Origin of the sequence: Halobaculum roseum (assembly GCF_019880245.1) — an archaeon.
GTDB classification, from domain to species: Archaea; Halobacteriota; Halobacteria; order Halobacteriales; family Haloferacaceae; genus Halobaculum; species Halobaculum roseum.
This window is the reverse complement of record NZ_CP082286.1, coordinates 1,274,130-1,294,070: the sequence shown is the minus strand read 5'-3', so window position 1 is coordinate 1,294,070 and position 19,941 is coordinate 1,274,130. Positions and strand designations below refer to the sequence as shown.

Annotated in this window: 19 protein-coding genes and 1 tRNA gene; 7 read left to right on the top strand and 13 right to left on the bottom strand. The window is 71.0% G+C overall.

The genetic code is table 11. The features are described from left to right. The first annotated feature begins 162 nt into the window (after nucleotides 1–162). On the top strand, nucleotides 163–747 hold the full coding sequence (locus K6T36_RS06530) for a DUF5813 family protein (RefSeq protein WP_222608630.1): 585 nt from the start codon (nucleotides 163–165) through the stop codon (nucleotides 745–747). Nucleotides 748–825: 78 nt separating this feature from the next. Here K6T36_RS06530 and K6T36_RS06525 read toward each other — a convergent pair whose 3' ends face one another. Together K6T36_RS06525 and K6T36_RS06520 are read right to left on the bottom strand one after the other, a co-directional pair. Next, nucleotides 826–1,056 carry an Lrp/AsnC family transcriptional regulator gene (locus K6T36_RS06525; protein ID WP_222923132.1) on the bottom strand — a complete coding sequence of 77 codons (231 nt, stop codon included), beginning with the start codon at nucleotides 1,054–1,056 and terminating at the stop codon, nucleotides 826–828. Then, nucleotides 1,057–1,761 carry a potassium channel family protein gene (locus K6T36_RS06520; RefSeq protein ID WP_222923131.1) on the bottom strand — a complete coding sequence of 235 codons (705 nt, stop codon included), beginning with the start codon at nucleotides 1,759–1,761 and terminating at the stop codon, nucleotides 1,057–1,059. An 82-nt stretch (nucleotides 1,762–1,843) separates the two neighbouring features. On the opposite strand from K6T36_RS06520, the gene K6T36_RS06515 reads away from it, so the two are divergent. Then, the gene (locus K6T36_RS06515; RefSeq protein WP_222608627.1) at nucleotides 1,844–2,080 is read left to right on the top strand and encodes an Lrp/AsnC family transcriptional regulator; all 237 of its coding nucleotides are present in this window, start codon (nucleotides 1,844–1,846) and stop codon (nucleotides 2,078–2,080) included. A gap of 40 nt (nucleotides 2,081–2,120) precedes the next feature. Here the strand turns inward: K6T36_RS06515 and K6T36_RS06510 are convergent, their stop codons facing one another. Continuing rightward, nucleotides 2,121–3,182, bottom strand: a complete 1,062-nt coding sequence (locus K6T36_RS06510) for a thiamine pyrophosphate-dependent enzyme (RefSeq protein WP_390182322.1) — start codon at nucleotides 3,180–3,182, stop codon at nucleotides 2,121–2,123. A gap of 116 nt (nucleotides 3,183–3,298) precedes the next feature. Between K6T36_RS06510 and K6T36_RS06505 the strand changes: the two genes are divergently transcribed. Then, nucleotides 3,299–3,613 (top strand): DUF7991 family protein, encoded by a 315-nt coding sequence (locus K6T36_RS06505; protein ID WP_222923130.1) that lies wholly within the window; start codon nucleotides 3,299–3,301, stop codon nucleotides 3,611–3,613. A gap of 3 nt (nucleotides 3,614–3,616) precedes the next feature. On the opposite strand, the gene K6T36_RS06500 is transcribed toward K6T36_RS06505, so the two are convergent. The 3 genes from K6T36_RS06500 to K6T36_RS06490 form a co-directional block, all read right to left on the bottom strand. After that, the gene (locus tag K6T36_RS06500; protein WP_222923129.1) at nucleotides 3,617–4,516 is read right to left on the bottom strand and encodes a hypothetical protein; all 900 of its coding nucleotides are present in this window, start codon (nucleotides 4,514–4,516) and stop codon (nucleotides 3,617–3,619) included. A 112-nt stretch (nucleotides 4,517–4,628) separates the two neighbouring features. Continuing rightward, a complete protein-coding gene (tmk, locus tag K6T36_RS06495) occupies nucleotides 4,629–5,228 on the bottom strand; it encodes a dTMP kinase (protein WP_222923128.1) in 600 nt (199 codons plus the stop codon). A gap of 128 nt (nucleotides 5,229–5,356) precedes the next feature. Next, nucleotides 5,357–5,575, bottom strand: a complete 219-nt coding sequence (locus K6T36_RS06490) for a DUF8029 family protein (protein ID WP_222923127.1) — start codon at nucleotides 5,573–5,575, stop codon at nucleotides 5,357–5,359. Nucleotides 5,576–6,012: 437 nt separating this feature from the next. On the opposite strand from K6T36_RS06490, the gene K6T36_RS06485 reads away from it, so the two are divergent. Next, entirely contained in the window at nucleotides 6,013–9,156 is a 3,144-nt protein-coding gene (locus K6T36_RS06485) for an adenosylcobalamin-dependent ribonucleoside-diphosphate reductase (RefSeq protein WP_222923126.1), read from the top strand. 108 nt (nucleotides 9,157–9,264) lie between these two features. Next, nucleotides 9,265–10,149 (top strand): alpha/beta fold hydrolase, encoded by an 885-nt coding sequence (locus K6T36_RS06480; RefSeq protein ID WP_222923125.1) that lies wholly within the window; start codon nucleotides 9,265–9,267, stop codon nucleotides 10,147–10,149. 9 nt (nucleotides 10,150–10,158) lie between these two features. Here the strand turns inward: K6T36_RS06480 and K6T36_RS06475 are convergent, their stop codons facing one another. Then, the gene (locus K6T36_RS06475) at nucleotides 10,159–11,976 is read right to left on the bottom strand and encodes a histidine kinase N-terminal 7TM domain-containing protein (protein ID WP_222923124.1); all 1,818 of its coding nucleotides are present in this window, start codon (nucleotides 11,974–11,976) and stop codon (nucleotides 10,159–10,161) included. A gap of 274 nt (nucleotides 11,977–12,250) precedes the next feature. Between K6T36_RS06475 and ilvD the strand changes: the two genes are divergently transcribed. Both ilvD and K6T36_RS06465 read left to right on the top strand, forming a co-directional pair. Continuing rightward, nucleotides 12,251–14,044 carry a dihydroxy-acid dehydratase gene (gene ilvD, locus K6T36_RS06470; RefSeq protein WP_222923123.1) on the top strand — a complete coding sequence of 598 codons (1,794 nt, stop codon included), beginning with the start codon at nucleotides 12,251–12,253 and terminating at the stop codon, nucleotides 14,042–14,044. Between the two features lie 109 nt (nucleotides 14,045–14,153). Further along, nucleotides 14,154–15,083 (top strand): class I SAM-dependent methyltransferase, encoded by a 930-nt coding sequence (locus K6T36_RS06465; protein ID WP_222923122.1) that lies wholly within the window; start codon nucleotides 14,154–14,156, stop codon nucleotides 15,081–15,083. 48 nt (nucleotides 15,084–15,131) lie between these two features. Here K6T36_RS06465 and K6T36_RS06460 read toward each other — a convergent pair whose 3' ends face one another. The 6 genes from K6T36_RS06460 to cmk form a co-directional block, all read right to left on the bottom strand. After that, nucleotides 15,132–16,406, bottom strand: a complete 1,275-nt coding sequence (locus K6T36_RS06460; RefSeq protein WP_222923121.1) for a lycopene cyclase domain-containing protein — start codon at nucleotides 16,404–16,406, stop codon at nucleotides 15,132–15,134. 71 nt (nucleotides 16,407–16,477) lie between these two features. Continuing rightward, nucleotides 16,478–16,852, bottom strand: coding sequence for a CBS domain-containing protein (locus K6T36_RS06455; protein WP_222923120.1), 375 nt, complete (start codon nucleotides 16,850–16,852; stop codon nucleotides 16,478–16,480). Between the two features lie 190 nt (nucleotides 16,853–17,042). Further along, nucleotides 17,043–17,113: transfer RNA gene (locus K6T36_RS06450), tRNA-Pro, on the bottom strand. Between the two features lie 90 nt (nucleotides 17,114–17,203). Further along, nucleotides 17,204–18,316, bottom strand: a complete 1,113-nt coding sequence (locus tag K6T36_RS06445; RefSeq protein ID WP_222923119.1) for a succinylglutamate desuccinylase/aspartoacylase family protein — start codon at nucleotides 18,314–18,316, stop codon at nucleotides 17,204–17,206. Between the two features lie 105 nt (nucleotides 18,317–18,421). Further along, nucleotides 18,422–19,321, bottom strand: coding sequence for an RNA-guided pseudouridylation complex pseudouridine synthase subunit Cbf5 (locus tag K6T36_RS06440; protein ID WP_222923118.1), 900 nt, complete (start codon nucleotides 19,319–19,321; stop codon nucleotides 18,422–18,424). A 2-nt stretch (nucleotides 19,322–19,323) separates the two neighbouring features. After that, entirely contained in the window at nucleotides 19,324–19,902 is a 579-nt protein-coding gene (gene cmk / locus K6T36_RS06435; RefSeq protein ID WP_222923117.1) for a (d)CMP kinase, read from the bottom strand. Nucleotides 19,903–19,941: the final 39 nt, after the last annotated feature.

Here is a 19,941-nt window from a genome sequence, read left to right as displayed (position 1 = left end):
CCCCGGTTCGCCGGCGTCGACTGCCGCCGATGGCGACGGCCGTGGTGCAGCCGGCGCGCGCTACGGCCGAGGCGATGATCGGCCGGCGTCGACGCGCTCGCGGGACGCAGACGCGCTCCCGCGAGCGCGCCGTTTATCCGACCGCCGACCCTCTCGACTGGCATGAGCGACACCGACGATACCGCCCGCGCCGACGCCGACAGCGCGGACGCCGACACCGACGCCGACGGCGTCGACGACAACGCCCTCCCCGGACGCGTCCGCCGCGCGGCCCGCGACCACGACGCCGTCGACGCGGACGCCCCCGACGGAACGCTCGCGATCACGTCCACGCCGTTCGACGCCGCGCTCGCGGTCGCGGAGGCCGAGGACGGCCGCGTCGAGTTCGACGTGACGGTGTCCGTGCCGACCCTCTCGGCGGTCGCCGAGGACGACGTGGCGGCCGTCGTCGAGGACGGCTGGCTCGACACCTTCGAACGCCGGATCGCGGCCGTCGGCGACGTGACCGCCGCCGGCCACGACCTCGACCCGACGGTCGAGCGCCGCGGCGACGAGGTCGCCGTCGCCGAGTCGATCAGGGACGTGAACGAGCGCCGCGGACTGAACGACGCGGTCGCGATCGTCGACTTCGTGGAGGGGACGTACGTCCAGGGTGTGATCCCGGGCTACGAGTACGGCGAGCCGGTGACGGGGCTCATCGGACGCGCGCGCGCAGCCGGCGGCGACGAGGGAAGCGGCGCCTTCTGAGACGGAACCGAGGAGGGCGGCGAACCGAGGTCGCCCCGCGTCCGGGTCTCAGTCTCGGTTCCGGTCCCGGTTCGGCGCTCAGCTCATCGCGATGTACGTCCGCGTGTCCTCGACGCCCGAGATCCCCTGGATCCCGTCGGCGGCGACGCGCTTCACCTCGGTCGGGTCCGCCACGTCGACCTTGACGACGAAGTCCATGTCGCCGGCGACGATGTGGGCCTCCGTGACGCCCTCGAGCTCGCGTATCGACTCGCGGATGCGGTCGGCGTCGCCGGAGGCGGCCTTCACCATCACGTACGCGACGACCATTCAGGAACCACCCCCCGTCCTCGCGGCCGAGGCAAGCGTCTCGCCGGCGTCGTCGCCGACGAGCAGCTGGCGCACGTCGTCGAGCACGCCGAAGTCCGCGAGGACGGCGACCCGGTCGCCCTCCTCCAGCGAGTCGTCGGGCAGCGGGATGCCCATCGGCTCGTCGCGCTTGCCGAACGCCAACAGCCGCGCGTTGGCGGGGAGCTCGACCTCAGAGAGCGTGTACCCGCGCATCGGCGACTCCTCGGTGATCGTGACCAACAGCACCTGGAGGTGCTCGGCGATGTCGGCGATCGCGCGGATGTTGCCGCCCAGCAGCGCGTTCTTCGCCCCGATGGCGCCCAGCCGCTCGGGGTAGATGATCTCGTCGACCTCGTCGGCGTACTTCTGGTAGATCTCCTCGCGGTAGTCCTCGTCGATGCGCATCACGGTCCGGCAGCCGTGGTGCTTGGCGATCATGCACGCCGCGAAGTTGACGTTCAGATCGCCGGTCAGCGCGCCGACGGCGTCCGCGCGCTCGACGGCCGCCTTCGCCAACACCTCCTCGCGGGCGCCGTCGCCCTCGACGACGCTGAAGCCGTCGGCCCGGGCTCGGTCCGCCCGATCCGCGTCGCGCTCGACGATGGTCACGTCGTGGCCCTCCTCGCGGAGCACGCGCGCGGTGCGCAGTCCGACGCGACCCGATCCGATGACGATGAAACGCATGTGCCACTGATTGTCATGGGAGACTATAACGCTACCTCCGGCGTGCAGGAAGGTTTTTGACTGTGGTAGATGTTGACACACTATGGTTCACGCGTTCGTGATGGTGAAGGTGAGCGGGGACGCGGACACCGGGGGCGTCGCCGACACGGTCTCGGGGATCGAGACCGTGACGGAGGCGCACGTCGTCGCCGGCGACTTCGACGTGGTCGCGGAGGTCGACGCGCCCGACATGTACACCGTGCTCGACACCGTCGCCGACGCGGTCCGCGGCGTCGACGGCGTCACCGACACGCGGACGTACGTGTCGATGACGGAGTAGCGACGAACTCCGGCGGAGGGAGCGGCCGAACCGCGCGGAGCTACCGGTCCAACTCGTACGTCTCAGGGTGTTCGTCGGCGACGGCGCGTGCGGCCTCGCGCTGTCGTCGCACGTCCGCGGGCAACTCCTCGTACAGCGAGTCGAACAGCTCCTCCGGCTCCGGCCGGGGCACGGACTCGGCGGTCTCGACGGCCTCGGCGAGTTCCTCGTTCGCCTCCTCGGCGACCCCGTCGACGAAGCCGTCGTCGACGATCCCCTGCTCGCGGCACCACTCGGCGAACCGGTCGAGCGGGTCGCGCAGGCGCCACGCCGGCAGGTCCGGGTCGCTGTCGCGGTACTGGCTCGGGTCGTCGGCGGTGGTGTGGGCGCCCCGGCGGTACGTCAGCGCCTCCACCAGCACCGGGTCGCCGTCGCGGGCGCTCGCCAGCGCGTCCTCGACGACCGCGCGCGTGGCGAGGGGGTCGTTGCCGTCGACCTGTACCCCCTCGATGCCGTACGCGTCGGCCTTGACCGCGATCGACTCGCTGGCGGTCTGGCGCGCCTCCGGCAGCGAGATGGCCCAGCCGTTGTTCTCACAGAAGAAGACCGTCGGGGCGTCGAACACGCCCGCGAAGTTCAGCCCCTCGTGGAAGTCGCCCTCGCTGGTGGCGCCGTCGCCGAAACACACGAGCGCGGCCCAGTCCTCGTCGGCGTAGGTCGCGGCCATCCCCGCGCCGGCGGCGTGCGGGATCTGGCTGGCGATGGGGACCGCCTGCGGGAAGACGGGGATCTCGTGGTCGGAGTGGTACTCCGGGAACCCCCGCCTGAACAGGAGGATGTCGCTCATGGGGACGCCGCGGGCGATCTGGAGGGCGTTCGAGCGGTAGGTGGGGAACAGGTGGTCCTCGGCCGCCATCGCGTGGGCGGCGCCGACCTGCGCGGCCTCCTGGCCCTCGAACGGGGGGTAGCCGCTCATCCACCCGCGCCGCTGGAGGGCGAGCGCGCGCTCGTCGAAGCGTCGCGTCCGGACGATGTCGCGCAGGGCCGCGCGGGCGTCCTCGGCGTCGAAGCGGGTGTCGGCGAGGTCGCGCTCGCCGACGATCCGCGTCACGTCGTCGCTCATGGCCGCACCTGCCGCGGCATCCGGCATAAATTGCGGCGGGACGGCGGCGTCCCGTTCGGCCGGCGGCAACTCGCCGCCCCCGACAGGCCAAAGACCGCCCGACCCCAAGGCGGGGTATGGTCTCTGCGCTCGCGCTCGTGCTCACCGTCGTCGCGCTCGCGGTGAACACGCTCGTCGTCGCGGTGCTCTCGCGCTTCTTCCGCATCCGGCTGAAGACGCAGTGGGGGTGGGTGACGTACACGATGCTCGTCTCGCCGGTGGTGCTGTTGATCCTCGGGTTGATCCAGGGGTCGGTGATCCCGCCGCTGTTCGAGGGCGCCGCGGGGCTGTTCCTCGCGGTGTTCGTGGGCGTCCCCCTGACGCTCGGGTTCACGATCGACCTGCTGTACGTTCCCCCGCCCGACGAGTACGACCTCCCGGCGGCGGAGTAGGGCTCAGCCGCCCGACGCCGTCCACGCGGCGTCCGTCGGCTCGCTCTCCCCGTCGGCGGTGTCGGCCCCGCCGGCCGTCGACGCGTTCGAGTCGCGGACCCACGGCGGCGGCGACGCCGCCGACCCGCCGACCGTCGTCCGGAACCGTTCGGTCGTCGTCGCGACGAGCGTTCCGCCGTCCTCGGTCTCGTAGGTCGCGGTGAACGTGAGGTCGTACGCCAACACCACCCCCGCCTCGGTGACGGTCGCGTTCAGCCGGTAGTCCCGCATCGGCGGCCCGCCGCGGCGATCGAGGGCGTCGTGGTCGGCCCGGACGACGTACGCCTCCTCGCCGTCGACGGTCGTCGTGCCGACGAGGCGCGCGTTCGTCCCGACGAACCGGCCGAACACGGAGTCCTCGCCGGTGTCGTCCGCGTCGGCGATCGTCGGCGGCTGCCCGGTGATCCGCCGCAGCGTGACGTTCCCGGACGCGTCGACCGCCCGGGTCACCGTCACGTTCCCGTCGGTCCAGAACTCGAAGGTGGGGAACGGCGAGACGAACTGCGCGGGCAGGCCGCCCGTTTGATTCACGCGGTAGTGGACCCGGGAACCGGCCGACTCGATGCGGATATCCGTCGCCGAGACCGTCGTCCCGTTCGCCCCGACGACGGTTCGGTCGATCAGAACCGTCGAGTTCACCCGATCGAGCGCGCTGTCGTGGTTGCCCGCGAGGACCCGGGCGTCGACGCCGTCGTCGCCGACGCCGGGCGGGTACTCCGGCGCGGGCGTCGGCGTCGGCGACGCGGTCGGCGTGTTCGCGAGCGCGGGGTTCACCGTTCTGGCGCCGCCGTCGCCGGGTCCGGCGCCGCAGCCGGCGAGGAGGACCGCGACGGCGACGACGAACGCGAGGACGGCGCGGCGCATACGCTCCCAACGGGCTCGCGGCGAATAAGTGCGGACGGTGCCGGCGATCGGATCGGTCGGCTGCGACGCCGTCAACGGCCGCGTCGGCGACGGCCGGGAGGGTGGCGTCCGGTCAGCGCTCGCGGTGCGCCTCGACGAGCCGTTCGACGCTGTCCTCGACGGCGTCGAGTACCTCCTCCGGGGAGCGGCCGGCGTCGACGCGAACGAACCGCTCGGGCTCGGCGTCGATCAGGCGCTCGTAGTTCGACTGCACCTCCGAGAGGAACGAGACGCGCTCGTACTTGTCGGTCGCGCCGGCGCGCGCGGCCGCGGTCTCCGGATCCACGTCGAGGTAGATGGTGGCGTCCGGCTCGCGGGTGAACGCGCCGTGGACGCCGCGGATGTACTCGAGCGGCCGCTCGAGGTCTGTGTCGGCCAGGGTGGCGGCCTGGTAGGCGTACCGCGAGTCGGTGTACCGGTCGGAGATCACCAGGTCCCCGTCGGACAGCGCCGGGCGAACGACCCGCGAGAGGTGGTCGGCGTGGTCGGCGACGAAGCAGAACAGGTCCGCCAGGGGGTCGGTGTCGTCGTCGCCGAGCGACCGCCGGACGGCGTCGCCGTACCACGAGTCGGTCGGCTCGCGGGTGAACGTCGCGTCGGGGTACGCCGGCCGGAGGGCCTCCCAGGCGGTGGTCTTCCCGCTCCCGTCGAGGCCTTCGAGCGTGAGGAGCATCTGTCGGTCGTGACTGGTCGCGCCGGGGGCTTACCGCTTGCGTGTCGTCGGCAGCGGTCGTGGCCGGGGTGGTCGAGGCGACCGACGCGAACGCCGTCGGTGACGGCGGGTCGGGGGCGACCGACCGCTCACACCAGGTACGTCGTCACGACGAGGAACACGCCGACGGCGAAGGCCGCGATCAGCGCCAGCCGCCAGGCGATGCTGAGGACGATCCGGCCGACGAACAGGACGACGAGGAAGCCGACCAGCGCGAGGAAGGCGGTTCCGAGCGTCGAGTCGAGCGGTCCGGGGAGCTGAAGGAGCGCGGTCGCGGCGGCGAGCGCGAGGGTCTCGGCGGCGAGCATGGCCCGCCCTTCTCGCCCGACCGTGGTATCCCTTTCCCCCGCATGTCGGCGGAGCGGAACGAACCGTGCCGGCAACGCCGACGCGTCACGAGTCCCCCTCGATGCGCACGTCCGTGCACCGGCACGATCGTGCGACCCGGTTCCGTCCGTTGGTTCCGCGGTCCGCTCCGATCGTTGACCACTTTCACTCCGCTCTGAACATCCTTATACTGCTGCTCGTACAACGCTGATACGGACCCGATCAGACGCGTTCAGGCTCACACCGGTAAGGCACGCCTACGTCAAATAGGATTGAATTAACACAAGCCTACCGGAACCCACGCCGTTTATCAGCGTGGGTCCGGTACCGAACGTCCGTCCGAGAACACAATGGAACGCCACGATATTCACACCGAAGTCTGTCGATCCGCCGGCGCCGACGGGGAGGGACGCGACGCATGAGTCGCGCCGACCTCGACGCCGACGAGCTCGAACTGCCGATCAAACGAACCGAGGGTGAGACGCTGGAGGAGCGGCTCACGTCCAACGCCTACGACAACATCCTCCCGGCCCGCTACCTCCGCAAGAACGCGGACGGCGAGCCCACCGAGACGCAGGAGGAGCTGTTCGAGCGCGTCGGCCGCAACGTCGCGCTCGCGGAGGCGGTGTACGAGGCCGACGAGCCCGTCACCGTCACGCCCGACCAGCTCAAGCCCGACCACCCCCGGCGCGACGAACTCGCCGATGAGGTCTTCGGCAAGGGCGTCACCGCCGACGACGAGGACGCCGAGACCGAGCTGACCGTCTACAACGTCAACAAGTTCGCCTACGAGACGGTCGTCCCCGAGCTTCCCGACGACGTACGCACGCACGTCGAGGAGACGGCCGACGAGTTCCAGGAGCTGATGGAGCGGCTCTCGTTCATGCCGAACTCGCCGACGCTGATGAACGCCGGCGACGAGCTCCAGCAGCTCTCCGCCTGCTTCGTCGATTCCCCCGCCGACGACATCGACGACATCCACCAGACCGCCAAGGAGGCCGCGCAGGTGTTCCAGTCCGGCGGCGGGATGGGGTACGCGTTCTGGAAGCTCCGCCCGTACGGCGACGCGGTCGGCTCCACCGGCGGCATCGCCTCCGGGCCGATCACGTTCATGCGCACGTTCGACCAGATGTGCGAGACGATCGCACAGGGCGGCGCCCGCCGCGGCGCCCAGATGGGCGTCATGCGCGTCTCGCACCCGGACGTGATCCAGTTCATCCACGCGAAGAACAAGGACGTCAGCCTCGCGAACACCCTCCGCCTGAACGACCCCGACGACTTCACGCACACCTCGTTCGCGGACGCGCTCGACGAGGCGCGCGAGCTCATCGACGACGACGGGAAGGTGCCCAAGCACCTCCGAAACGCCGTCGAGGGCCACCTCTCGAACTTCAACATCTCCGTCGGCGTCACCGACGACTTCATGGAGGCGCTGGAGAACGGCGAGGAGTTCACGTTCACCAACCCGCGCACGGAGGAGCCCCACGTCGCGACGCCAGAGACGAAGGAGCTGTACGAGATGTTCGGCCTCGGCGAGCACGTCGAGGTCGGCGAGGAGCTGTCGGTGCCGGCCGCGGACCTGTGGGATCACATCGTCGAGGGCGCCCACGAGAACGGCGAGCCCGGCGTCATCTACCTCGAACGGGTGAACAAGCTCCACAGCTTCGACGTGGAGGAGCACCCCGACCACCGCATCCTCGCGACGAACCCCTGCGGCGAGCAGCCCCTCGAGGAGTACGAGGCGTGCAACCTCGGCCACATCAACCTCTCGACGCTCGCGGATCTCGACGCGCCCGACTGGCGCGTCTGGGTCGAGGAGCACGGCGACGAGTACGAGAGCGAGGAGGCCGCCGTCGAGGCGTTCCTCGAGGACGCCATCGACTGGGAGGAGTTCGACTACCGCGTCGAGATGGGGACGCGCTTCCTCGAGAACGTCGTCACCATGTCGGACTTCCCGGTGCCGAAGATCGAGGAGAAGGTGCGCGACATGCGCAAGATCGGCCTCGGCGTCATGGGCCTCGCGCAGCTGTACATCCAGCTCGGCGTCCGCTACGGCTCCGAGACGGGCAACCTGATCGCCGAGGAGCTGATGACCCACATCAACCACGGGTCGAAGGCCGCCAGCCACGAACTCGCCGAGGAGCGCGGTTCGTTCAACGACTGGGAGGACTCGAAGTACGCCGACCCCGTCCGCTACGCCGACTGGTTCGAGCAGTACGTCGGCGAGGACCCCCACGACTGGGCGGACGGCTACCCGATCCGCAACCACAACACGACGACCATCGCGCCGACGGGCACCACGTCGATGGTGGGCAACACCACCGGCGGCTGTGAGCCCATCTACAACGTCGCCTACTACAAGAACGTCTCCGACGACGTGCAGGGCGACGAGATGCTCGTCGAGTTCGACGACTACTTCCTGCGCACGCTGGAGGCGAACGACATCGACGTCGACGCCGTCAAGGAGGAGGCGCAAGCGCAGATGGCGAACAACGAGTTCGACGGCGTCGACGGCCTGGAGACGGTGCCGGACGCCATCGGCGAGCTGTTCGTCGTCACGGGCGACCTCACAGCGAAGGACCACGCGGGCGTGCAGGTCGCCTGCCAGACGGGCGTCGACTCGGCCATCTCGAAGACGGTGAACGCGCCCAACGACTCCACGCTGGAGGACGCTCAGGAGGTCTTCGAGTACATCTACGAGCACGGCGGCAAGGGCGTCACCTACTACCGCGACGGCACCCGCTCGAAGCAGGTGCTCACCACGCGCGCGGACAACGCCGACTTCGCCGACGAGAGCGAGGCCGCCGAGACGCTCGTCGAGCAGATCTCCGAGGTCTTCGGCGGCATCGAGGGCTTCCTCGAGAACGAGGACGTGCAGGCCGCGCTCGACGAGGAGGTGTCGGACCTGCTGGAGGCGGCCGACGAGAAGACGGTCCACATCGACTACACCGAGAAGCGCGCCCGGCCGGACTCGCTGCGCGGGGTCACCCAGCTCATCGAGACCGGCTACGGGAAGATGTACATCACCATCAACGAGGACCCCGAGACCGGCGAGCCGTTCGAGCTGTTCGCCAACATCGGCCACTCCGGCGGCTTCACGAACTCCTTCACGGAGTCGCTGGCGAAGGTCATCTCGACGGCGCTTCGCTCGGGGGTCGACCCCCGGGAGATCGTCGACGAGCTCCAGGGTACCCGCAGCCCGAAGATCGCCTGGGACAAGGGCGAGCAGATCCAGTCCATCCCGGACGCGATCGGCACGGCGATGCGCCGCTACCTCGACGACGAGGTGGAGAAGGGCTACCCCGAGCAGACGAGCCTCGACGAGGTCGGCGCCGGCGCCGACGCGCCCGCCCCCGAATCCGACGGCGGCACCGCCGTGGACTCGCCCGGTACCGGCGCACCCGGCCCGGAGGACGCCGGCGACGTCGAGCGGACGACCGACGCGGTCGACGAACTCATCGCCAACGGCGAGTCGCCCGAGTGTCCCGACTGCGGCAGCATGACGCTGTACTACTCGGAGGGCTGCAAAACCTGCGAAAGTTGCGGGTGGAGCGAGTGCTGAGCCGGGACTGACGGCGCAGTCCACGACTATTCGTCCGCGATCTTCCGTTTTCGCGCGCCCCCGGAAGCCGAGCAACCGCTATCCTCGCCCGGCGCGTACCGAGCGGATATGCCAACCGTGGAGACGAACGACATCGAGACGTACTACGAGCGCCGCGGGGACGGTCCGCCGGTCGTGTTCGTCCACGGTGCGGCCGTCGATCACACCCAGTGGGCCCCGCAGGTCGACGCGCTCGCCGACGAGTACACGGTCGTCGCGTACGACGTTCGCGGGCACGGCCGAACGGGCGGCTCCGACCGCGGGACCTACAGCATCGATCTCTTCGCCGACGACCTCGCGGCGCTCATCGACGCGCTCGATCTCGACCGGCCCGTGGTCTGCGGGCTGTCGATGGGCGGTTGTATCGCGATGACGTACGCCGCGCGCCATCCCGACGGACCGTCGGGACTCGTGCTCGCCGATACGTTCGGCCCGGTGCCGCTCACCCTCGGCGAGCGCCTCCAGCGGCAGTTACTCCGAGCGACGATCCCGCCCGCGCGGCTGGTCGGCTACGAACGCGTCGAGCGGGCGATGGTGTGGCTCCAGCGGCGCGTCTCCGGCGAGGGCGTCGCCGGCGACTACGACCGGATCGAGGCGATCCGCGAGCGGGGGCCGACGATGTCGACCGCGGAGTTCGCGAAGGTGATCCGCGCGCTCGCGGCGTTCGACCGGTCGGCGGTTGACCTCACGGCGATCGACGTGCCGACGCTTGCGCTGTACGGCGAGCACGACGCCGGGTTCATCCGGCGACAGATGCGCAGTCTCGCGTCGCTGGTGGGACACGCGCCCCTGCTCGTCGTCCCGAACGCGGGCCACGCGTCGAACCTCGACAACGAGGCGTTCGTCGACGGCGCGATCCGCGGGCACCTCCGGCGCGTGTGGCCGCACCACTCGCCGCGCCACGAGGCCGGACCGGGGCCGGCGCCCGCGCCGCCGGCGGGAGCGGACGGCTGAGTCACGAGGTCACGTCGACCGGACGGCCGCGGGGGGCTCCGACGCCTCGGCGAGGGGGACGGTCAACGAGACGACGGTCCCCTCGGGCTCCCTGTCGGTCACCTCGACGTCGCCCCCGGAGAGGCGGGTGATGCGGTTGATCAGCCACAGGCCGAGCCCGCTGGCGTTCTCGAGGGACGGCTCGATCCCGACGAGCACGTCCCGGTCGGCGGCGGGGATCCCGGGGCCGTCGTCGGCGACGCGTACCTCCGCGACCGACCGATCCGGGTCGACGGCGACCGACACGCCGAGCCACGGCCGCTCCCGCCCGGAGTGTTCGATCGCGTTCTCGATCAGGTTGTCGACGACGGAGGGGAACACCGCGACGGCCGACACCGACACCGGCTCCTCGGGGATCGTCGTCTCCAGTCGCACCTCCGGGTGTTCAACGCGGACCTGTTCACACCGGGAGCGAACGACCGTCGCGAGGTCGATCTGCCGGACCTCCGGGTCGCCGTCGACGATCCGTTCGGCGAGCGCGGCCTGTTCCGTGACGGCGAGCATCCCCTCGGTCCTGGCGATCAGGACCTCCAGCGCGTCGGTGACCGTCTCCGACTCCGCGTCCGCGAGTTCCCGTTCGAGGAGGTCGAGGTAGCCGTCGATCACGGAGATGTCGTTCCGGAGGTCGTGGCGCAACACGCGGTTGAGAACCGTCACTCGCCGTTCGGCGGCGCGCCGGTCGGTGATGTCCCGGAGCACGAGCACCGTCGCGTCGGTTCGATCGAGCGACCCGACGGAGACGGCGAACGTTCGCCGGTCGACCGCGACGGTCCCGTCGCCGGGGTCGGGCGTGTCGGGGGGAGCGGCGTCGGACGAGCGGTCCTCCGGCCGGGGGCGACGCGTTTCCCAGTCGATCGTGACGGTGGCCGGCGACTCCCCCGACGGCGGGCGCGTCCGGACCGCCTCGACGAGTTCCGGGTGCGCGCCGAACACGTCCCCGACCGATCGACCGACGACGCGGTCGTCCGCGAACAGCCGGGTCGCCGCCTCGTTCGTCGCCCGGATCGTCGCGTCGCCGTCGACGATCACCACCGGATCCGCGAGGTGGTTGGCGATGTGATCCTGTGCGACCGCGACGGAGTCGAGCAGCCGGTAGCGCGTGATCGCGACGCCGGTGAGCACCGTCGTCACCGCGAACATGGCCGGCGTGAAGTCGATCGGCGGGCCGTCCGTGGGGATCACGAAGATGCTCACCGCCCCCGCGACCGTCGGCAGCACCCCCGCCCCGAAGACGGCGATCCGCCTGGCTCGGGTCTTCCCGGTCGAGTCTCGGACGCTTCCCACCAGCCGCCAGAGCACGTACAGGTTCAGCCCGTACGACCACACGAGGAACACCGCGAAGCCGATCCCCGGCGTCACGCTCGCCCGGGTGACCCCGCCGACGACGACCAGCGACACGTCCGCGTAGACCAACCGGTGTGCCGGGTTCGATATCGCCAACCCGGCGAACACCAGCGGCACTCCCGAGACGACGGGAAGCCGTCGTCTGGTGAGCCATCGCTCGTCGCCGGCGACGGCGAACGCGAAGACGGGCCAGGCGGCCCCGACGACGCCGGTCCCGATCCACAGGAGGTTGTTGTACGCGAGGATCGTCGCGAGGGAGTCCGCGCGCAACTGGAGGGCGTACGACCACGACCAGACGGTCGCGCCGGCCGCGAGGCCGACGAACCCGACGATCTCGGGGCCGCCGATGCTCACGCTGCGACGCCACAACACCACCGCCAGCATCGTCGCGGCCGTGGCTCCGCCGATCACCAACAACGGTACGAGGTAGGTGACTGGACTCATCGTATGCGATCCCTCTGCGCGACCACGCCCGTCGGGATCCGGCACCCCCGTCGACGACTCGTGTGCGGACCTGCGAGTATACGCGATGCTCGTCCGGCCTCGGTTTAAGAATAACGTCGGACGCAACCGACTCCGAACCGCCACACGCCGTTTCGATCTCGCCCGTCCGCGTTCGTTCCCGCCCGATCCGTCCGTCTCGGTCGCGGTGGGCGTCCGCGACAGCAACATCTGTTCGTGTACGGCAGTTTATGGGGGCGGACGCCGACCCCGAAGTATGAGCAAGCAGGAGCCGCCCGAGCGCGACCGCGCCGGCGACGCGGCAGACGACGCCGCGGACGCCGACGCGTTCGCCGGCGAGAAGGACGAGTCCCTCCGCAGCCGCGAGGTCACGGCGGGCGCCGAGCGCGCGCCCCACCGCGCGATGTTCCGCGCGATGGGATACGACGACCAGGACCTCTCCTCCCCGATGGTCGGCATCCCGAACCCGGCGGCCGACATCACGCCGTGCAACGTCCACCTCGACGACGTGGCCGACGCCGCCCGCGAGGGGATCGAGTCCGCCGAGGGGATGCCCATCGAGTTCGGCACGGTCACCATCTCCGACGCCATCTCGATGGGGACCGAGGGGATGAAGGCGAGCCTCGTCTCGCGCGAGGTGATCGCCGACTCCGTCGAGCTGGTCTCCTTCGGCGAGCGCATGGACGCGCTCGTCACGGTCGCCGGCTGCGACAAGAACCTCCCCGGCATGCTGATGGCCTCCATCAGGACCGACCTCCCGTCGGTGTTCCTGTACGGCGGGTCGATCAAGCCGGGCGAGCACGCCGGCCGCGACATCACCGTCCAGAACGTCTTCGAGGGCGTCGGCACCTACGCCGAGGGCGACATGAGCGCGGAGGAGCTCGACGAGATGGAGCGCCACGCCTGCCCCGGCGCGGGCTCGTGTGGCGGGATGTTCACCGCGAACACGATGGCGAGCATCTCGGAGGCGCTGGGGATGGCGCCGCTGGGTTCGGCGTCGCCGATGGCCGAGTCGGAGGGCCGCTACGACGTGGCCCGGCGCGCGGGCGAACTCGCCTTGGAGTGCGTCGAGCAGGACCGGCGTCCCTCGGACATCATCAGCAAGGAGTCGTTCGAGAACGCCATCGCGGTGCAGGTGGCGATGGGCGGCTCGACCAACGCCGTGCTCCACCTGCTCGCGCTGGCGGCCGAGGCCGACATCGAGCTGGACATCACGGAGTTCGACGAGATCTCCCGGCGCACGCCGAAGATCGCGAACCTCCAGCCCGGCGGCACGCGCGTCATGCAGGACCTCGACGCGGTCGGCGGCGTGCCGGTCGTGATCCGGCGGCTCATCGAGGGCGGCTACATGCACGGCGACGCGATGACGGTCACCGGGCGGACGATGGCCGAGGAGATCGCACACCTGGAGGAGACGGGGCAGCTCCCCGCGGACGACGACATCGAGGCGGACTTCCTGTACACCGTCGAGGAGCCCTACAGCGAGGAGGGGGCGATCAAGATCCTGACGGGCAACCTCGCGCCCGACGGCGCGGTGCTGAAGGTCACCGGCGACGACGCGTTCCACCACGAGGGACCGGCCCGCGTGTTCGAGGCCGAGGAGGACGCCATGAAGTACGTGCAGTCGGGCGAGATCGAGTCCGGCGACGTGATCGTCATCCGCAACGAGGGGCCACGCGGCGGCCCCGGGATGCGCGAGATGCTCGGCGTCACCGCCGCCGTCGTCGGCGCGGGCCACGAGGACGACGTGGCCCTCCTCACCGACGGCCGCTTCTCGGGCGCGACACGCGGACCGATGGTCGGCCACGTCGCCCCCGAGGCCGTGGAGGGCGGGCCGATCGGCCTCGTCGAGGACGGCGACACCGTGACCGTGGACATCCCGAACCGTGACCTCTCGGTCGACGTGAGCGACGAGGAACTGGACCGCCGCGCCGACGCGTACGAGGCGCCGGAGCCGCAGTACGCGGGCGGCGTGTTCGCGAAGTTCGCCCGCGACTTCGGCAGCGCGGCCAACGGCGCCGTCACGAATCCCAAGGCGAAGCGGGACTGATCCGGCGCCCCTTCTCGACGCGTCGCCCGGCTTCGACCGTCGTATCGACACGCGAACAGAAACGACGTTCGCGGAACGTCCAAGTACGGCGCCGGCGACGCCCAGACGTATGCACGGTGGCGACGGCGAGTACGACGGCGTTTCCGACCGGGACCTGTCGGCGCGCTTCGAGGCGAACCGCGAGCACTGGGAGCGCATGGTCGAGCCGGTGTCGGTCGCCGACGGCACCGCCGAGATCGAGGCGTTCCTCGACGGCGAGTCGGCGCTGCTTCCGGTCCAGCGCCGGGAGGTGGGCGACGTGGCCGGCGACCGCCTGCTGGACCTGCAGTGTTCGATCGGCACCCGGACGCTGTCGTGGGCGCGGGCCGGAGCGACGGTGACCGGCGTGGACATCTCCGGCGAGAGCGTCCGGGTGGCCCGCGACCTCGCGGCGGCGGCGGGCCTCGAGGACGACGCGACGTTCGTCCGCGCGAACGTGTACGACCTCCCCGAGGCGCTCCCCGACCCGCCGGAGGGCGGGTACGACACCGTCGTCAGCAACTTCGGCGTGCTGTGTTGGCTGCCCGACCTGGACCGCTGGGCCGAGGTCGTCGCCGAGTCGCTGGCGCCGGGCGGGACCGTCCACCTCGCGGAACACCACCCGATCGCGACCGCCCTCTCGGACGACCTGAGCGGCGGTGCCGTCGCCGGCGACGACGCCGACGACGGCACCGGAAACACCGACGGCGACAGCGCCGGCGACGGAGACACCGCCGCCGACCGCGACGGCATCTCGGTCGAACATCCGTACTTCTCGACCGACGAGCCGATAGCCGACGGCGACACGCACAAGTGGACCCACGGGCTCGGGGAGATCCTGACGGCGCTCGTCGACGCCGGGATCGACGTTCGGTTCGTCCACGAACACCAGTTCTCGCCGGTGCAGCGTTCCGAGGCGATGGTCCAGGACGACGAGGGCCGCTGGCGCTTCCCGGACCACGACCTCCCGCTGCTCGTGACGGTGAAGGGGACGCGGCGGGACCCGGGTACCGGCGAGTGAGCGGCCGACGCCGCCCGCTATCGGGGAGTGGCGCCCTCGACGGGTCGCTTACTGCCCGCCCGTGTCGGGATCCGGGCCCGCGTCCTCGTCGCCGACGGCCGCGTCCCCGTCCCTGTCCCCGTCGCGGTCGGCGGTCGCCTCCGCCGAACGCCGACGCGGACGCGGGTTCACCGTCTCGTGGACGCCGAGCACGAGCGCCGGCACGACGAGCATGAACAGGTGCTCCTCAAGCGGGATCCCGAGCAGCTCGATCCCCGTGCGCATCGGGATCGAGAACACGCCCACCTCCAGGGTGTACCAGTCCCAGACGTACGCCACGGGGTAGACGGCGGCGACGGTGCGCGCGGCGCGCCACGACGCGTCCCTCCCGGCACGAACGAGCAGCACGGCCGCGGCCGCGCCGAACAGCGCCTCCGTGGCGAGGTAGGTGTACGGTCCGAGGAGGCTCACGTCGGGGAGCGCGACGCCCGCGGCCGCGAGCGGCCGGAAGAAGGTCGCGACGAGCAGCCCCGCGAGAAAGAGGTACGCCCCGCGGACGAGCAGCATCGTCGCCGTCGTCGCGTCCCGCCGCACCGCGACGGCCGCCACGGCGCCGAACGCGAGGCTAGCGGCGGGCGCGCTCGGGGGCAACACCTCGACGACGGTCAGCGGGACGACCGCGAACAGCCCGAGTGTGAGGGCCGCGGTCGCGACCCGACGGGCGCGCTCGGGACCGAGCGCGACGGCGACGGTCCGCTTGTCGATCGATCGGTCGTAGTCGTAGTCCTGGGCGTCGTCGATCACCTTCACGCCCGCGAGGATGACGACGAACACGGCCGACAGCGCCAGCGGCGCGACCGCGAGCGTCCCCGTCTGTGCGGCGTAGCCGCCGAGGAGACACAGGCCGATGCCGACCGGGTAGCCGAGGGTCGTCGTCGCGGGGTTGGTGTCGAGCTGCGGGGCGTGGAGGTAGCCGATGAGCCACATCGGCGCGGCGATCGCGACCGCGAGGGGCGTCGCCGCCGCCGCTAGGGCGGCGAGACACGCGAGAAAGCCGACGGTCGCGCCCGCGAGGCCGAGGCGACACCCCCGTTCGGTCATCGGGTGGTCGTCGTCCTCGCCGCGGCGGTGGAAGTCGACGTAGCCGTCCTTCACGTGGGCGGTGTAGACGGCGAAAAAGGCGGCGCCGGCGTACACGAGCGCGACGACGGGGTCGAACTCGCCCGCCAACGCCGCCCCGAACAGCGCCGTCGCCACCGGCGGGAGCATGAACACCGGGTGGACCTGCGAGGCGTACGCGCGGGCGGCGGCCGCGGGACCGGCGCCGTGGCGAGCGATCGCCATGGTGACACGTCGGCGCGGACCCGGTTAAAACCGCGCGCCGGCCCGGCGCGCCGGGTGCGCTCCCCGCCCGGTCACGAGAGGTACGCGGTCACGTCGGTCGAGGAGATCATCCCGACGTAGTCGTCGTCGACGACGGGGAGGTGTTTGATCCCGTAGGTGGTCATCATCTGTGCGACCTCCTCCATGTAGAGGTCCGGGGTGACCGTCTCGACGTCGGTCGTCATCACGTCGGCGACAGTGAGCTCGGAGACGTCCCGGCCCTCGGCGACGGCGTCGAGCACGTCCGTGCTGGAGACGATCGCGCGGGGCGTGGTCAACACGACGAGCGCGTTGATCCCGTCCTCGCGCATTCGCCGGGCCGCCTCCCGGACGGTCGCGTCCTTCGAGACGGTCTCCAGCGGCGTCGACATCACGTCCGCGACGGTGACCCTGTCGGTGGAATTCACGGTGGATCGGTCGTCCGCGGACGGTATGGTGTTTTCCCCGATGACGGTGAATGCCCCGTCGTCGTTCGGCCGTGGACCCGTCGGTCCGGTATCGGTCCGGTCGAATTCGAGTCGGGCCGTCGCAGGCCTCGCCCCGACGCCGTCCGGTGGCAGTTACACTGTGTCGGATGGTTTGTCTCAGAACGTGGAGTGGGACCGCCGAGATTCGAACTCAGGTCCTACGGACCCCATCCGCAGAGGATACCACTACCCTACGGTCCCGCACTCGGGTAGAAACGAGCGCCGGGGTTAAGCGCTTCGTTTCATCGAAGCCGCGTCGTCGTGCGATCCCACGGCGCGGGCTCGGGGAACTCACTCGTCCGCATCGTCTCGATCCCTCGGAACCACAAGACCCCCGTCGTCGCGGACGGCCATGCTCGCCACCGGCTGCCCCTCGTAAACCGCGACCCCCTCGGCGCGGCCGATCACGTAGCCGTCGTGCTCACTCTCGACGGTCTCGACCACTTCGCCGTGGGGGGTCACCACCTCGGCGACGGCATCGCCGGCCTCGACCGCCTCGCCGACGGACACGCGGTGCCGGACCAGTCCCGCCTCCTCGACGCGCGGGCCGACGAACCGCCGCACCGGATAGGTAACCGGCGCGCCCGGCACCCCCGACCCCGCCTCGGCAACACCCGTGGGTACGGAGTCGAGCAGTCCGAACTCGACCGCGGCGGCGACGACGCCCGCCACCCCGGCCCGCCTGGCGTCCTCCTCAACGACGCTGTGGCCGCCCAGTTCCGCCGTCACGGCCGGAACGCCGGCCGTGTTGAGCGCCGCGCCGCCCGTCGAGCGCTGGAGCGACTGCTCGACGTACTCCTCGGCGGGGTACTCGGTGAGGATCGGGAGCCCGAGCGCCGTCGCGAGGCGATCCAGGTCCTCGGCGAGGTCCTCGGCCTCCGCCTCGGTGCGCTCCTCGCCGTACAGCACCCGGTCCCTGATCGTGAACGGCATCGACCCGACCTGCGCGGTGTGGCAGTCGACGAGCAGGTCCGCCGACTCGGCGAGGGCGTCGAACAGCCGGGTGTCGATGCGCTCCTGTGTCTCGGGCGGGCGTGAGTCCTCGCGCTCCGTGTCGGGGAAGTAGCGGTTCGGGTCGCCCCCGCCGTAGTAGGAGGTACGCTCGTTGCGGCGGAGGCCCGCCGGGTTGACGACGGGAACGACGACGACGGCGCCCGCGAGGGTTCCCGCCCCGAGCTCGCCGTCGAAGGCCGCGGCGGCGTCCTGGGCCACGGCGACGCCGGTGGCCTCGTCGCCGTGGACGCCCCCCGTGACCCACAGCACCGGTCCCGCCTCGGCGCCGTTGAGCACGGTGACGGGAAGTCGCTCGCTCCCGCCGGTCGGGAGTCCGGTCGCCTCGATCCAGCCGTCCGCGCGCTCGCCGGGCGGCGCCGTCGCCGTGCCGACGGTGAGTGTCTCGTCCATGACGGACGCTGGGCTCCGGGGTCGAAAAAGGCCCGAGCATCGGCAGTCGGTGCGATCGGCGGCAGCCGGCCGCCGACGGGTGGTCGGGGCCGGTCCTCGATGTTCTCAGACCAGCACGCGCTCCAACTCGACGACCTCGCCGGCGTCGGCGTCCGGGTCGCCGACGAGCGTCCCGAGACAGACGGCCGAGCCGTTCGGCACGTAGCACGCGAGAAGGTCGCCCTCGGCGGGCGTGCCCGCGCCGACCTCGCCGCTCGCGAGGACGCCCGGCGCGTAGACGGGGGCGCCGTTGGCGACCTCGCGGGCGGCCGAATCGGCGATCGTCAGCGACGGAAGCCCCGTCAGCGCCTCCTCGGCCGGCCGGAGCACGTCCCGGAGCAGCGATTCGTCCGGCTCCCCGTCGGGGGTGTCCTCGCCCTCCGCGAACGCGACGCCGTCGACGAGGTCGTGCAGGGTGTGGAGGTCGCGGTCGTCGAAGGGGTCGGTCGCGGTGCGTCGGAGGTGGCCCATGTGGCCGCCGGTGCCGAGCGCGAGCCCGATGTCGTGACACAGCTTCCGGATGTAGGTGCCCGACTCACAGCGAACTCGGAGGAGCACCTGCCGGTCCGTCCGGTCGAGCACGTCGAGATCGTACACCTCGCGGGTCCGGAGTTTTCGCTTGACGGCGGACTTACGCGGCGGCTTCTGGTACACCTCGCCCTCGAACTCCCCGACGACGCGGTCGAGGTCCGTCGGGGCCGTGCCGTGGAGTTCCAACACGGCGACGTACTCCTTGGCCCCCTCGAGGAACACCTGCGCCATCCGCGTCGCGTCCCCGGTCAGCGTCGGGAGACAGCCAGTCACCTTCGGGTCGAGCGTGCCCGAGTGAGCCGCGCGGTCGACGCCCAGGACGTCGCGGACCCAGCCGGCGACCTGGTGGGCCGACGGGCCCGCGGGCTTGTCGAGGTTGACGACGCCGAAGTCGGCGAGGTCGTCGACCGTTCGCGTCTCGGGCGCCGGGCGCATACTCAGAAGTCGTAGTCGACGCCCTCGACGGAGATCTTCCCCTCGTCGGTGTCGGGGTCGTAGGAGTCGATCGCCGTGGTGAGCATCCCGAGCATGCCCTCGGGCGACCACCGGGCCGTGTTGTACACCAGGTCGTAGATGCTCAGGTCGTCGATGTCGATGTTGTAGTACTCGCGGTAGCGCTTCGCCTCGCTGCTCTCGCGGCGCCGCGTCTCCTCGATCACCTGTTCCAGCGGCTTGTCCTCGCGGTCGACGATCCGCTCACAGCGGACGTCCAGCGGCGCGTCGAGCCAGATGCGCAGGTCGGCGTGATCGCCGGCGAGCCAGCCGGCGAGGCGCGACTCCAACAGCACGTCCTCGCGCTCGACGGCGACGGTGCGCAGTCGGCGGTCGAGGTCGCGGTCGATCTGGTCGTCGTCCTCGGCGAGCTCGTTGAACTCGACGGGCGTCATGTCGCGCTCGGCGGCGAGTTCGCGGAAGATGTCGCCCCCGGAGACGTGTTCGAGGTCGAACGCCTCCGCGAGCGCGGCGGCGGTGGTGCTCTTCCCGCTTCCCGGCGGGCCGGAGACCGTTAGCAACATAACGACACTCGGCCCGTCGCGGTCAAAAAGGCGTCCATG